We start from the raw sequence: 14143 nt of genomic DNA on the forward strand, positions 1-14143 counted from the left end.
ATCAATAGTTTATTGAGCTGCTTTGTCCAATTATATAAGTTTTCAGTATATCGAAATGACTTTCTAACGCTAAGGTGCGCTTTTGCGTCTTGTAACTGCCCTGCTATCATAAGATACCAAATGCTAGATAAGTACTTACTTTCATTAACACCCTCCCAAAGCCTGCCCTTGTATGTTTTTAAATAATTTAATAATGCATTACTGAAACATGCTAACTCATCCATATCTATACCTTCATTATCCAGTAGTGATTCAATCAAGAGCTTATCGATTGATATACTTGGATGATACAATTCTGTATATAGATCCTCACCATTCCAACGTTCAGTCTCACTTTGGGGTAAAGCCAATATAGCATTGGCGATATCTAAAGAAACTTGAAAATAGGCAGTAGATACTTGTTCATCGAACTCAGCATAATTTAGATAAAGCCCTTCATGGAATTTATTATTCACCGACATATGAGGACTAAACGTTTTACTAATTTTTTCTCTAATAAACTCTCTATCAAATGTCGTTATTTCTGAATAGTAATATTCTGACTCAGGTAATATGTGAGACTTTAGTACTCCACTCCAACTATTATTTTTAATCTTTTTTTTAAGAAAGCTAAACATATTTTTTCCTTTTTAGTCATATCTTTAAATTTAGGAAAAAATCTCTGGTAGTTCTATTATTTGCTCAAAATAGTTAATACTGAGTCATCATCTCTAGATGAGATCTTAATGCATTATTATAAAAAGCTGTGATAGCAGGATTTTAAAAGGTGGAGCAAAGATATAGATTTTCTATACCATACTGTTTTGTAAACTCATAGAGCTTGATCAGATCAGATATCTCAACATCACCTAATTGATATAACGAATCGTTTTCATCTAAGTCATCGACGTTTTTGAGGGTCATCAGTGTTGGGTATCTCTCAAAAATATAGCCAACCGCTTTTGGGTTTAGCTTTGATAGTAGATAGCCACTATGCTCATCATAAACTATGGTGTCAGCCATATCAATTTGAATATCAATTATATCCGTAAGCTCAAGCATTGTAATGGTATCAAACCACAACGTTTCAAATGTAAACCCGTGCCCTTCTTCTGGATCATATTTAATTTTTTCGACATCTGGTTCAAAAATAACCGTATCACCAATCATAGTAGACCTCCTTAATAATAGCCTTTATAACCATAAAACAACCTACATTATGACACTATCAATCTGGCTGACTAACTCTTTGATAACTTCTATATCAACTCCTTCTTTCTTAGCAATCAAGTCAGCATTGAATAGTACAGCTGATGTTCCTTCTGGCTCATCAGAAATATCTAACGATATTATTAACTCATTTGGGACGTTTAATTTCTGAATTTGAATGGCGGCTGCCTCGAGATCAATAATAGTGAAGTACGGCCATCTACCAAATTTAATGCTTTCGATATCAGCATCAAACAATCAGCATAGGTGCATATTTGCTTGGCTAAAATCACAGTCTTTTACTAATCCATAATGATTTGATGCCTCTTCATCAGGGCGTTCGCCTAAATTGCATCCTAAAAAACTACCTTTGAAGGTTACCGAATCGAAGGTCACACTATGCTCTTGCCAATTGGTCAGCTTCTTCTTCGTTTGGAAAATACCACCAACTGCTTTGAGCATCTAAGAACTGTATACCTCTAGCCGTTTGCTTATGGATAACAACACAATCAACGAGTTTTAAATTTGGCCCTAGAAATACACAGCTTTCACTTCGAAGAACAATCTCCGTATTAGCTATCGTTTTATCTCTGGATTTTTCACATCATTTATCTCACTAGAAATTAAAAGGTTAGCATTCGCCGAATAAAGTATAGTATGTTGTTATACTAAAATTTATTTACTGCTAAATTCAACTAGGATAGTTAATGAACGTATCTAATAAATACAGATTTGGTTTTTTATCTCAGGTAAGTGCTGTTTTACTATTTGCTCTGCCCCTTGGTGCTTGCCAACAGACCAATAACGAGACTAACCATCAGGTTGTTGATCATAGTGATACGGCGCATTCAGAAGACACCACTACTGATGGAGGTGCCCAAATTTCTACCAAAACACAATTTCCTCAGTATGTTAAGGGCTTGCCAGCACTCTTACATCCAATAACGCCCATCAGTATCTCTGATGATTATGAAATTTTAAGCAGCATCAAATCTAGGGACAAAAAAGACTATCACACCATATTTGAAAAATGGGATGATTACAAGTACCGTAGCCATATGAGCAACCTGGTCTTTGAAAACAAGGCAACAGGGAAAATTAAGACGCTGCTACCCAATAATGACTTTATGATTCATCAAGTATTTTTACCCTATACTATCCGTCCAGCAAAGACTCCTAGTAGTGCCGTCACTGACAACCCAGCACAAACGAAGCAGAAAAATATCATCACGCTACTTGGTCACGTGATTTATCACATTAATGAAACACCGTATGTAAAAGACGACAATGATAAACCGTTATCATCCAAAAAAGTACTATACATGAGTGATGATATGGGTAACGCGCTTATCAAATTGCACCCTGATAACGAGTTCGTACAGCAAACCAAATGGATGCCGCAAGTCTCTCGTTATTACTTTATCACCCAGTCAGACAGTAATAATGATGGCATGATCGATGAAAAAGATGCGTATCATAATTACGAGATTAATTTTACCGCAGATAAACCTGTGGTACGTGGATATGAGTTTTAGTCCTTAACTGACGCGTAAATCGATTTATTGACTCAAATCCTCAAACCTCAGCGGATATTTTTTGTATTATGTACCCACACCGCATCATGCCCGACAAAATAAGTATGATGATCCGCGACTTCTATGTTATAGACATAGTCCTCATAAGGATTAGGCGCAGGGTCATAGTAGTTCTCCATTTTCTCATGGATACTTTCCTCTAGCAAACCCGTTGCATTACCATATTTTTTAATTCCACGTATATTATTCTTATACTGTGATTCGCTAGAAGACTTATGTTCTCTTACTACCTTGCCATTGAACATTAAAGGTGCGTTGGCAAATTCCATATAGCTCTCTACTGAATGACAGTAAGGAAGTATATCTTGTAGCAAGCGAATGTTTAAAGTCTTATATAGTTCTGGGTCAATTAAGAAGGGAGCTTTTTGATTGATCAGCAACTTAGCGTCAGAGGTTTCCCAATTAAGCGTTTTAATCTCTTGGTTAAATTTCTCTTCTGTATCCGCTAAACTCACATACTGATAGCCACTATCTGAGAATTTTACAAATTGAACCAGTCCATCAGTTTCCCATAAGTCTTTGTCTTGTATGTTTTGTATGTAAGCACAGCCTTCAGGGTAGTTCGGTAAAGTACGTACAGGGATAAACGAGTAATCATCAAGTGCAATCGTATCGCCATGAGCAGAGGTTAGATAACCTGATGGCAAACGCTCTGCTGATAGCCATTCTCCCTCTAAACCTTCAGGCTGGCGAGTTACCCAAAATGGGTGATTGCTGGTACATAAAATGTAATTTCTACCTTCTGCACCTCGCGCATCAGCTGTTTCATTAAAGTACTCAACTTTGAACACCTTTTTCTTATTGGTTGATTTAAAGGTACTGAGTACGGGTTTGTACTCGATATCACCCACCCCACCTTCAGGCTTAGACAGCACCATATCGCCGACTTTAATGTCCTGAATCGGCACTAAGCCTTTATCCGTATGAACGAGCGTCCCTGCGACAAATCCCTTGTTATTCATTAATTTTCCTTTTTTTTATTATTGATTGGGTTGATTGTTAAAACTGGTGTTATGTAACCAAACACCATACTCACCAACGAAGTATGTATGGTAATCTTCGATCTCGATATTATAAACGTTATCAACGTAATAATTTTTTTCATCTTCATTATACAAATCAGTAACCCATTCAAAATGGAGTTGATCTTTATTTTTATCTGAAAATCTATGATTGGTTTCGATATCTAAATCAATAAAGCTTTGACTTTCACTTAAAAATTCTTCATCTTCAGGCTTTGTCCAAATCCTACAGTTTTTCAAGATTTTAGGCTTCTCTTGACTAAAATCTACATAATTAGCTACTCCGTAGTCGTCGATATTTTCAATCTTATGTAATGCTACATCTTCCAAACTTGTTCTATAAAGTGGTTCTTTAGATGTAAAAAGACTCGCACCATAAGTAGGTGACCCGTCTTTGCACACTAAAGTATAATCCCTATCTTCATTTTTATAGCGTTTGGTGACCGCCAAGTCTTCAGCTTGTGTCCATCCAGATTCTTTAGTCCAGAATACATGATTCCCTGTGCAAAACAGATAAGACAAGCCGTTTCTTTCTTTTTCATTAGCAATAATCTCAACCGACTTAACTCTATTAAACTTCTCTAAATCCATATCTCTTTTTACAGTTTCAAATGCTACGCTAAAAATCCTTTTCTTTTCAGTGGAAACAAACGTATTCAATACTCTTTTGTAGGCAAGCTCACCGTCCGAATTATGCTCATCACGAGACAATACCCTATCACCCACTTTTAGCTGCTCAATAGGCACTAACCCTTTATCCGTATGGATGAGCGTGCCTGCGACAAATCCTGTGTTGTTCATTAATTTTCCTTTCATTTTTTATTATTGATGTGGTTAGTTATTTAAACTCGCATCATGTACCCATAGTCCAGCTCGACCAATAAAATAGGTATGATTGTCTACCATCTCAAAGTTATAGACGGTTGCCTGATATAAAACATGTTCACCTTGCGCGTTGGTCAATTGATTGAACATCCGCATGGTGCCTCCATTATCTTCAATATGTTGGCCCAAATAGCCTTTCTCCTGATAAAAGCTAATGTTATCAACATATCCCATATCCTTATATTCAATTTCACTATAATCAAGCATATGTTCTTCGGCATCTTGCACATAATCGTCGTAGTAGTCTTCATGATAGTGCTCTTGATACCAAAAATAATTTGGATTGAATTCTAAATTATCATTAGCGATTTGATAGGTAGGTTGCACACGCTCAACGGTATACATTACGCCATCGGTATTTACAGCAATTTCATACTGCTGTAGTTCGTCCACACGTTTAAAGTGAGGCTGATTATAGAACTCAATATCTTCCTGTGGGTTCTCCATGGCACCGACTACCCAAACAGGGTGATTGGGCGTCGCTAGAAAACTACTAAAGCGGCTAGCTGACTTGTATGTTTGATAATCAACCATCTCTCGATCTTTATTAAACTTCTCAGTATTTTTTTCTAAACGCACGATCCACATCTCTTTGTCTTCATGCATAAAGGTCTTGACCACAGGCTTATACTCTATGTCACCACTACCATCTTCAGGCTTAGAGAGCACTCTATCCCCCACTTTAATATCTTGAATAGGTACTAACCCTTTATCCGTATGAACAAGCGTTCCTGCGACAAATCCTGTGTTATTCATGAATGTTCCTTTTTTTTATTATTGATTTGGTTGGTTGTTCAAACTGGCATCATGTACCCAAAGCCCTTTCTCACCAACGTAATAATTATGATTATCAGCTACTTCTATATTAAATACTTCTGCTGTAGCTAATTTATATGCAGCACGATCAGGAACTCTAACTAAATCAATCACCTGATTTAAGACATCATGTTTGTTTAAGTCACCTATTATTATATTGTCAGCCAATGGCGGATGCTCATCAATATTAAAAATATTGTTATAGGCTTCTAGTACTATGTGGGCGATATAATAAATACATATTTCTTCATTTCTCATATCAATAATAAAGGGTATATAGTCTCCTCTAGGATCTAGATAAAATACATTATCGATAGCTGTTTTGAATAAATAATTGATTGATATAATACCCCCAGCTTCCTCACCGCCTTTAAAGACAACTTGTTCATCACCTGTCATTTCTCTTGCAAGACGCCACCCCTCCAAAATTTCAAAATCCTCATTTCCATTCACCCAAACTGGATGATTTTCTTTCAAGATTTCAATATTTATTTTAGACGGTTTCATATTTGGAAGATTCATTACTGGTTCAAAGTAATCTTCAGGATCAGGTTCAACGTAATTATCAATGTATCTTAACGCATAAACTTCTTTTTCTTCATGCGAACGGAAAGTGGTTATAACTGGTTTATAAGACTCTTCACCTTTCCATTCTGGTTGTGACAATACCCTATCGCCGACTTTAATATCCTGAATCGGTACTAACCCTTTATCAGTATGTACTAGCGTGCCAGCGACAAATCCTGTGTTATTCATGTGCTTTCCTTTCATTTTTGATCATTGATGCGGTTGGTTGTTTAAACTGGTGTCATAGACCCAAACACCATGCTCTCCGACAAAGTAAGTGTGATGATCTTCGACTTCGATATTATAGACTGTTGCTAGATAGTACTGCTCTTCATTAGATTTGGCAGAATGATACTTACGCTCTTCATCAGTCAATTTCTCATAAGCACCAGTCCAACCATCTTTGTCTAGTAGCCCTTCGTCGTGTAAATAAGCATTTTGTACCATTCTAAAATCATCGTCAGTCTGAATTTCTTTCACAAATCGATGATTTGGGTTTTCTGATAAACCGATATGGTCTTGTCTTTCATCCCACCAGTTATATTGCGCTGACTTGTACACATCGACATTTTTTAAAATAACAGGCTTACCTTCACTAAAATCAATAAAATTGTAAATATCGCCTGGCTCATCTGATAAATGGTCTCGCTGTATGGCAATATCCTCAATACTGGTTCTTATCAAGGGCGTTGAAAATGTATAATAGCTGGTGTTTAGTATAGGACGATTGCTATAAGCAACCAACGAATAGTCCTTATCCCTATATTCTTTATCATCCTGAGCTAAGTCGACCGCACTCAACCACCCTTCTTCTTTTGGATACATGCTATGGTATTTTGTAGGTTTTGCCCAAAAAGCATGGTTTTCTGTACAGTAAATATAGAAAACATCGGTTAGCTCATCAGGGTTATAGTACCGCTTGCTATCTTCAACCTCTTTAACTCTAGCATCAGTCACTTCATCCTTTACGGTGTTGTAGGCTACTCTAACTATTTTCTGCTTTTGTGATGACGCAAATGTATTTAATATTCTTTTGTAGGCAAGCTCACCTTCCGAGTTATGTTCATCACGAGACAATACCATATCGCCAACTTTTAGCTGCTCAATAGGCACTAAACCTTTATCTGTATGTACTAGCGTGCCAGCGACAAATCCTGTGTTGTTCATGAATGTTCCTTTTTTTTATTATTGATTTGGTTGGTTGTTCAAACTGGCATTATGTACCCAAACGCCATGCTTGCCTACGAAGTAGGTATACGTGTCTGCGACTTCAATATTATAAACCGTGGTTTTGTAGTAGGTATATGCTTCACCTTTCTCATCATCAATGGCTTGTTCTTCTTCTGTCATTGCATCATAGTCGTCCCAATTTTCATTTATGTAGCTTCCATTTTCGTTAAGCTCAAAGCGTCCCATAGCATGACTATATATATCGCTTTCTATAAGAAGCTTGTCTTCACATAACATACTCATCGTAGGGTCGGCAGGATCGGATATATAGTGCTCTTCGTTATCAAGATACATGCTACTATCAATAGCTCTCGGATGTTTATCCACTATTAATGGTATACCTCCCCTAAAATCGACTATTTGACGATAACCCGATCTTCTTCTTGACCAATAATCTGCACATACGGCTACATTGGGCACATTTGTTCTTAAAAGGGGTGTCGGTACACCAAAATCAACACCTTCCATAGGTATGTTTAAGAAGTTAACTAATTCAGTATCTATCCATGCGCCACATTTCGATAAATCGTGTATACTCAATATATCTTTAGCGGGCATCCATCCATACTGTTCTGTCCAGAAAGGGTGGTCTTCTGAACAATATAAAGCAGCCTCATGTATTGAAGGTCTCGCTTCTCCTTGTGGATATTCATCACGTAAACCATATTCTTTTAGCGCATCCTCAAAAAACTCTTTAATAGCTAAGGCATCATTGATATTTGGATTGTCCGCAATGGCTTTGTTAATGTTGTCTAAACCCAAAATGCGTGGTGGAGAAAAACTCATACGCACTACCTTCTTCTCTGGTGATTCAAATGTACTGGTAACAGGTTTATACACCAGCTCACCGTTTGGGTTAGACTCATCACGAGATAATACCCTATCGCCCACTTTTAGCTCTTGAATTGGTACTAGACCTTTATCTGTATGAATGAGTGTTCCTGCGACAAATCCTGTGTTGTTCATGTGCTTTTCTCCTATTCTTTATTCTGGCGTTAGCTCATCAAACCTTAGCCCAAACTTCATCAGATACTTACGCAGTCTGTCGCTATCATTGGGATTTTTCAGCTTGTCACGGGAGTTGGCATACAGATAACGCCCCGCTGCCGCTTGGTTCTTATGATTGATACACACTTCAATCACATAGGCCAGTTGCACCGTATCAAATGGGTCAATCATGGCAATATCATCTTTATCAAGATATTGGCTTAACATATTATGGCTGCCTTGCTCGATGGTTTTACTGTCCAGCTCCGTTTTAGGTTTATTTATGCTTAGGCTATTTTTATTCGTTATCTGGTTGGATTGGTGTGAACCTGAACCATTAGGTAAACCCCAAAGATGTGTTAAGCGTTCAATTTCTGCTTGCACATCTTTAACCCGAATGACTTTACTCTCAGCAAGAGTAGTCAGACGAATCATACTAGCAGTCAAATCACGAAAGTTGCCCTGCCATGTGGCGTCCTGACTTGTGGCAAAGTGTTCATACAGCTGCCGCGCCTCTGGGGCGAAGCGATATTGCTGCTGCTGCTCACTGCCCAAACGTGCCAGCTCATAGTCGATATTGGCAGGCAAATCCTCTAGGCGGTCTTTTAGCGATGGCAAAAAGAACGTCCACGTATTCAAACGCGCAAACAAATCCGCTCGAAACTCGCCATCAACAACCGCTTGCCGCAAATCTTTATTGGTGCCTGCCATCAACTGAAATGATACGTGAATCGACGTATCACTACCAAGCGGATAAAAACGCTGCTCCTCAAGTGCAGTGAGCAGCATTGCTTGCTCGTCAAGTCCCAACTCACCGATTTCATCTAAGAACAGCAAACCACCATCGGCTGATTTGAGCAGCCCATCACGGCTCGACGCGGCACCTGTAAATGCGCCTTTGACATGACCGAACAACACGCTCATTGCCGTATCACCACGCAAGGTCGCGCAGTTGACCTCGACAAAAGCCCCTAGCGCGTACTTGCTGTGGGCGGCATTGTTGGCCTTGGCTTTTTTGAGCGCATAGATTTGGGTCGCCAGTTGCGACTTGCCCGCCCCTGTTTCTCCCAAGAGTATAATGGGCGCGGTGGAGCGAGTCGCCACTTTTTCAATATCAGAGATAAGCTGTTTATAAGCGGCGTTTTGGGTAACCAGATTGGCTTGTAGGGTTTGCCAATGCTGGGCTTTTTCGGCCTCAAAACGCGCGCGCAAACTGTCATAGCGCGACACATCCAAGTCAATCACTTGATAGCGACCTTGCGGATTATATTGATCAGGCTTGAGGCATGGCGAGGTCTGGATAAAGTCGGCAGGCATAAACCCCGCCTCGACCAGCAAAAACCAGCATATCTGTGCCACGTGCGTGCCCGTGGTCAGATGTAACAAATAATCGGTATCGGTGTTAAACGTAAACCCTGTGACAAAGTCATACAGCTCGGCATAGACATCAGCAAAGTCCCACGGACTGGTAAGCGCAACCCGATGCCCGATCACTTGCGTCTGCGGGCTGACTTGCGCCACATCCTCGCAGATAAGGTTAAACAAGCGTTTATCACGTTTGCTATAGAGAATATGCAGCTCATCAACCAGCAAATCATCTTGCAACCCCAAACTGACAGTCGGTCGCCAGCGTTGCCAGCGCTTGTCGTTAAAGCCATTATCTAACGTGGTGCCAAGAAAGCCGATGACGGCGGTTTTGTTGTTTTTACTCATGATGATGTGCTTAGCTCATTATTTTTTATTTGGTTTTTTGCTTGTCCATACATTGCTATCAATAAATAGCGGCTCGTCTGCCATGATTTGCTGCGCAAGGTGACGATTCAATGGATACAGCACGCTAAAATGGTCGTGCTGCGGAATAAAGGCACAACGCAGCATTGGGTTTTTGTTCTTATCACACATGGGCTTTAGGTCGCGATAGTTACCGCTACGCTTCCCCTCAATAACCCACGTAGGCATGCGAATATCATCAGTCCAATTGGCAGGCGCGCGCAAAGCCATCTCTCGCTGCTCATCACCAGTAAAGGCAGCCTCTTGCAAAAACATCGTCTCTTGAGTAGCGCCAAAGCTAATGACTTCTTTAAACAAATCAGGATGCGTGCTGCTTGCCACTTCACTGACGAGTAGCGCAAGCGTACCGCCTGTACTGTGCCCGCCCAGATAAATACGACTGCTATCTATATACGGTAAACTCGCCAGATATTCTGCCGCTGCGATGACGTCATCGACTTCGCCGTAGTTCACTTCGATATTGCCTGCATTGTCATTACCACCGCGCAAGGTCGGAAACATCATCATCACACCCGTATCACGGTATGGACTGGCAGTTTGGTCATTTTGCTTAGCGCCTTTGCGCCAAAAGTCTGCCAATGTGTTCGACTCACCACCCGTTATCCAAACAATGGCGGGATGCTTTTTTTGATCTTGCGGATCAGGCGTGACAAAGGCAGCCAGTGACACACCATCACTGTCATAGCGCACGCTGTCAAAGAGTTGTGGCGGCGGTTTTGGTAATGGTGTCTTAATCGTAGGCTCGATATTAATGGTCGTCTCATAATGACTGCGCAATGATGCCAGCGTTGGCGCGGCCGTCGCACTGGTATTTACACTAACACCCATTATCATGAACGCGCTAACCAATAACGCACGATGCCACGTTGCCTTTCTACCTTGCCCACCCACTCGTTGCATATTCTTATCCTCTTAAAAAAACTGACCCACCACAACGATAACCCGCTGATTGTAGCAGAATTACCCATACGCCAAACAAATGATAGTTGTTAAATTTATAATAATAACTACTTTTATAGAATATTTTATAGTTTATTTTTCTCATTTAGATAACCGAACTTTTCAACATCTATTCTTTTTAATTTATTTTTATATAGATATCAATATCTTAAGTATTTACATCAACTTTGCAGACAAACTTGGCACACCCTTCGCATTATATAAAGTACAGACAGAACACTTTTATAAAAAATGAAGGAGCACAACATGCAACCAACCACTCATAACATTATTCAAGACGGCGGAACCCCAATCCGCCTATGGACCAAAGGCGTGCCTGTCGATCCAAAAGCGCACGATCAACTGATTAAAGCCTCACAGATGCCCTTTATTTATAAGTGGCTCGCGGTGATGCCTGATGTCCATGTCGGTATCGGTGCGACCATCGGGACGGTGCTGCCGACCAAAGAAGCGATTATTCCTGCGGCCGTCGGTGTCGATATCGGCTGCGGAATGATGGCAGTGCAAACCACGCTGACCGCTGATGATTTGCCTGACAATTTGCATGGTCTGCGCACCGAGCTGGAAAAAGCCATTCCGCATGGGCGCAGCAAAACGCGCGGTCGCGGCTCGCGTCGTGATGTGGGCGCATGGGCAAACCCTGATGACACCGTGATGAATGGTTGGGTCACGCTGGTCGATGATTTTAACTACATCACCCAAAAGCACCCCAAACTAAAAAACACTAACAACCTAAAGCATTTGGGGACGCTGGGTACAGGCAATCACTTTGTCGAGGTGTGTCTTGATGAGACCAATCAAGTGTGGATCATGCTGCATTCAGGCTCGCGCGGTGTGGGCAATGCCATCGGTCGCTACTTTATTGAGCTGGCGCGCGAGGACATGCGTAAATGGTTTATTAACCTACCTGACAAAGATCTCGCCTACTTTGCTGAGGGCACAGAGCATTTTGATGACTATTGGTTTGCGGTGGGCTGGGCACAGCGTTTTGCCTTTAAAAACCGCGAAATCATGATGGAAAAAGCCATCAAGGCGCTGCGTACCATCGTGACAAAACCGTTCGATGCGGCGGTCAAAGCGGTCAACTGCCACCACAACTATGTGGCGAAAGAAGAGCACTATGGCGAAGATATCTTTGTCACCCGTAAAGGTGCGGTGCGAGCGCGCGTTGGCGAGTACGGTATCATTCCGGGGTCAATGGGGGCAAAATCCTTTATCGTGCGCGGTAAAGGTAATGAAGAGTCCTTTTGCTCTTGCTCGCATGGTGCAGGCCGCGTGATGTCACGCACCGAGGCAAAAAAGATATTTACCACCGCCGACCAAATCGCGCAGACCGAAGGCGTAGAATGCCGAAAAGACGCGGACGTGATTGACGAAATTCCAGCGGCATATAAGAACATTGAAGACGTCATGAGCGCCCAAAGCGACTTGGTGGAAGTGGTGCATACCTTGCGGCAGGTGGTTTGTGTGAAGGGGTAAAAACGTTCATTAAAGGTCTGGGAAACCTTTTTAGGTTCAAAAAGGCCAAGCGGTGCTTGGCTGGCTTGAGACTGCACAAATAAACGGTATCAAGGAGATAATCTATGAAATATAAGGGCTTTGAAGATACTGAATTGATTACTGATCTTCAAGAATGGAAAGACTTGAATGGCAAAGATTTTGAGATTGAAGACTGGTTAGGTTTTCATGGTTCACCTGAACTCACTGTTGCTTACTCTTCAGTCTATTGTCCAGACTTTGAAGAAACATTAGGCGGCATCTTTGAGAAAAATTGTTATAGACCAGACAATCTTATTGATTATGTAGATAAGAATTTTTATGGAGATTTCGTTAGTTATCAGTCTTTTGCGAACTGTCGTGACATTATTTATCTGTTGAGACAGACCTGTGAGGTTTCAGCTAATGCAACGCAAGTCGAATTTTTGGGTAGTCTGTTAGAAAGAATTTGGGGTTACCAACTAAAAGCCGAATTCCCACATCTTAATACCGCAGTCAAATATTGCGGGCTAGATGTAAATAGTTTGGAAGAAGCGAATATCACTTTTTGGGCTGAGCCAAAACAAGTTAATTAAAAATATGGGCATGTTGGCAGACAGGGGACGCCACCGCACAAAACTTATTGTTATTTGCGGTCTAGGTAAAACTAGGTGCAGTAGGAAATCATAACTGGGTTTGATAGTAAGGTTAGAAGTGCTTTGCTGGCTCTGAAAACGGGTCACCCATTGCATCAGTCGCCAATATCATTCTCGGCTGTTCGACTAAAAACGGCAGTTATTGCATTGATGCGGGTTCGACTCCCGTCATGTCCACCATATAGAAAAAATAAATATAAGACTGAATTCGAGGTGTAACGTGAATGAACTAAATCAACAAAATATAGCGCTACAAATGGAGAAGTTGATTGCGACTATTTACGACGTCTTCTCGAAGTACTCTATTAATGAAGTTACAGGTGTTTGTACAGGGTGCTGTATATCAAAAAAGAGTGTAGAAGAGATTCTAACTGCTCCATTGAATCAACTTAGTTGGTACGCTGTTTATGAGTACTTAGATGCTGCGAAATATTCAGTAGAATTTTTGATACCAGAAGCCAAATATCTACTGCCTAGAATTATTGAGCTATATGTTTCGAGTGAGTATGTCAGGCAGCCACCAGAATTTACTTTTCAGACCTGCCACTTTGATAAAGCGGCCTACTGGGGCAAAGAGGAGATTGACCTTATTAGAGAGTTTGCCGCGCTACATTTCAAAAAGACAATTATTGAAAGAGATAAGCACTTCCAAGCAGACGAGCTTATTTTTACGTGGTATGAAGCAGGATTGAACATTGATTTCTTATTGGATATCTGGAGACAGGCAGTTGATTATCCTAAAGCCCTGTATGACTATGCGGATATGTTTTGGTTCCGCTTTAAAGAACTGAACTATGAGTCTGGTTGGACGTCATACACTTTAGATAAACAATTTACTGACTGGGCATTATCCAATGAGGTATTTAACAGTTTTTCAAACAAAATTCTATTGGCCATTGAAGATATTGATTCATTGGATGATGATCAGTTGGACACTTATGAACATGTATTGCGACTGATATAAATCAAT

15 protein-coding genes are annotated in these 14143 nt (G+C 40.6%); 4 read left to right on the top strand and 11 right to left on the bottom strand.

The genetic code is table 11. The annotated features are described in order from the left end of the window. The 3 genes from ACFI32_RS07650 to ACFI32_RS07660 form a co-directional block, all read right to left on the bottom strand. A partial coding sequence (locus ACFI32_RS07650; RefSeq protein ID WP_462625933.1) for a hypothetical protein occupies nucleotides 1–617 on the bottom strand: 617 nt, incomplete at its 3' end. Between the two features lie 142 nt (nucleotides 618–759). Then, nucleotides 760–1149: a hypothetical protein gene (locus tag ACFI32_RS07655; RefSeq protein WP_462625934.1), complete on the bottom strand. Its 390-nt coding sequence runs from the start codon at nucleotides 1147–1149 to the stop codon at nucleotides 760–762. A gap of 42 nt (nucleotides 1150–1191) precedes the next feature. After that, entirely contained in the window at nucleotides 1192–1446 is a 255-nt protein-coding gene (locus tag ACFI32_RS07660) for a hypothetical protein (RefSeq protein ID WP_462625935.1), read from the bottom strand. A gap of 449 nt (nucleotides 1447–1895) precedes the next feature. On the opposite strand from ACFI32_RS07660, the gene ACFI32_RS07665 reads away from it, so the two are divergent. Beyond that, on the top strand, nucleotides 1896–2723 hold the full coding sequence (locus tag ACFI32_RS07665) for a hypothetical protein (protein ID WP_462625936.1): 828 nt from the start codon (nucleotides 1896–1898) through the stop codon (nucleotides 2721–2723). Between the two features lie 47 nt (nucleotides 2724–2770). On the opposite strand, the gene ACFI32_RS07670 is transcribed toward ACFI32_RS07665, so the two are convergent. The 8 genes from ACFI32_RS07670 to ACFI32_RS07705 are packed head-to-tail and all read right to left on the bottom strand — an operon-like array spanning nucleotide 2771 to nucleotide 10981. Further along, the gene (locus ACFI32_RS07670; RefSeq protein ID WP_462625937.1) at nucleotides 2771–3745 is read right to left on the bottom strand and encodes a Hint domain-containing protein; all 975 of its coding nucleotides are present in this window, start codon (nucleotides 3743–3745) and stop codon (nucleotides 2771–2773) included. A gap of 18 nt (nucleotides 3746–3763) precedes the next feature. Next, complete coding sequence (locus ACFI32_RS07675; protein WP_462625938.1) at nucleotides 3764–4606, bottom strand: Hint domain-containing protein; 843 nt, start codon at nucleotides 4604–4606, stop codon at nucleotides 3764–3766. 33 nt (nucleotides 4607–4639) lie between these two features. Next, on the bottom strand, nucleotides 4640–5446 hold the full coding sequence (locus ACFI32_RS07680) for a polymorphic toxin-type HINT domain-containing protein (RefSeq protein ID WP_462625939.1): 807 nt from the start codon (nucleotides 5444–5446) through the stop codon (nucleotides 4640–4642). A gap of 18 nt (nucleotides 5447–5464) precedes the next feature. Continuing rightward, the gene (locus ACFI32_RS07685) at nucleotides 5465–6262 is read right to left on the bottom strand and encodes a hypothetical protein (RefSeq protein WP_462625940.1); all 798 of its coding nucleotides are present in this window, start codon (nucleotides 6260–6262) and stop codon (nucleotides 5465–5467) included. Nucleotides 6263–6283: 21 nt separating this feature from the next. Further along, complete coding sequence (locus tag ACFI32_RS07690; RefSeq protein WP_462625941.1) at nucleotides 6284–7240, bottom strand: Hint domain-containing protein; 957 nt, start codon at nucleotides 7238–7240, stop codon at nucleotides 6284–6286. A gap of 18 nt (nucleotides 7241–7258) precedes the next feature. After that, the gene (locus ACFI32_RS07695; RefSeq protein ID WP_462625942.1) at nucleotides 7259–8269 is read right to left on the bottom strand and encodes a hypothetical protein; all 1011 of its coding nucleotides are present in this window, start codon (nucleotides 8267–8269) and stop codon (nucleotides 7259–7261) included. 18 nt (nucleotides 8270–8287) lie between these two features. Next, nucleotides 8288–10003, bottom strand: a complete 1716-nt coding sequence (gene rtcR / locus ACFI32_RS07700) for an RNA repair transcriptional activator RtcR (protein WP_462625943.1) — start codon at nucleotides 10001–10003, stop codon at nucleotides 8288–8290. Between the two features lie 18 nt (nucleotides 10004–10021). Continuing rightward, the gene (locus ACFI32_RS07705) at nucleotides 10022–10981 is read right to left on the bottom strand and encodes an alpha/beta hydrolase family protein (protein WP_462625944.1); all 960 of its coding nucleotides are present in this window, start codon (nucleotides 10979–10981) and stop codon (nucleotides 10022–10024) included. A gap of 306 nt (nucleotides 10982–11287) precedes the next feature. Between ACFI32_RS07705 and ACFI32_RS07710 the strand changes: the two genes are divergently transcribed. The 3 genes from ACFI32_RS07710 to ACFI32_RS07720 all read left to right on the top strand — a co-directional run bounded on the left by ACFI32_RS07710 (nucleotide 11288) and on the right by ACFI32_RS07720 (nucleotide 14137). Continuing rightward, nucleotides 11288–12520 carry an RtcB family protein gene (locus ACFI32_RS07710; RefSeq protein ID WP_462625945.1) on the top strand — a complete coding sequence of 411 codons (1233 nt, stop codon included), beginning with the start codon at nucleotides 11288–11290 and terminating at the stop codon, nucleotides 12518–12520. Between the two features lie 104 nt (nucleotides 12521–12624). Continuing rightward, complete coding sequence (locus ACFI32_RS07715) at nucleotides 12625–13113, top strand: hypothetical protein (protein WP_462625946.1); 489 nt, start codon at nucleotides 12625–12627, stop codon at nucleotides 13111–13113. A 280-nt stretch (nucleotides 13114–13393) separates the two neighbouring features. Beyond that, nucleotides 13394–14137, top strand: coding sequence for a hypothetical protein (locus tag ACFI32_RS07720; RefSeq protein WP_462625947.1), 744 nt, complete (start codon nucleotides 13394–13396; stop codon nucleotides 14135–14137). The last annotated feature ends 6 nt before the right edge of the window (nucleotides 14138–14143 follow it).

It is taken from the genome of Psychrobacter sp. PSi21 (assembly GCF_054960615.1).

Bases quoted from the DNA above. Each gene is read 5' to 3' on its own strand.
- ACFI32_RS07655 (WP_462625934.1), bottom strand. From the start codon at position 1,149: ATGATTGGTGATACGGTTATTTTTGAACCAGATGTCGAAAAAATTAAA.
- ACFI32_RS07665 (WP_462625936.1), top strand. From the start codon at position 1,896: ATGAACGTATCTAATAAATACAGATTTGGTTTTTTATCTCAGGTAAGT.
- ACFI32_RS07670 (WP_462625937.1), bottom strand. From the start codon at position 3,745: ATGAATAACAAGGGATTTGTCGCAGGGACGCTCGTTCATACGGATAAA.
- ACFI32_RS07675 (WP_462625938.1), bottom strand. From the start codon at position 4,606: ATGAACAACACAGGATTTGTCGCAGGCACGCTCATCCATACGGATAAA.
- ACFI32_RS07680 (WP_462625939.1), bottom strand. From the start codon at position 5,446: ATGAATAACACAGGATTTGTCGCAGGAACGCTTGTTCATACGGATAAA.
- ACFI32_RS07685 (WP_462625940.1), bottom strand. From the start codon at position 6,262: ATGAATAACACAGGATTTGTCGCTGGCACGCTAGTACATACTGATAAA.
- ACFI32_RS07690 (WP_462625941.1), bottom strand. From the start codon at position 7,240: ATGAACAACACAGGATTTGTCGCTGGCACGCTAGTACATACAGATAAA.
- ACFI32_RS07695 (WP_462625942.1), bottom strand. From the start codon at position 8,269: ATGAACAACACAGGATTTGTCGCAGGAACACTCATTCATACAGATAAA.
- rtcR (WP_462625943.1), bottom strand. From the start codon at position 10,003: ATGAGTAAAAACAACAAAACCGCCGTCATCGGCTTTCTTGGCACCACG.
- ACFI32_RS07705 (WP_462625944.1), bottom strand. From the start codon at position 10,981: ATGCAACGAGTGGGTGGGCAAGGTAGAAAGGCAACGTGGCATCGTGCG.
- ACFI32_RS07710 (WP_462625945.1), top strand. From the start codon at position 11,288: ATGCAACCAACCACTCATAACATTATTCAAGACGGCGGAACCCCAATC.
- ACFI32_RS07715 (WP_462625946.1), top strand. From the start codon at position 12,625: ATGAAATATAAGGGCTTTGAAGATACTGAATTGATTACTGATCTTCAA.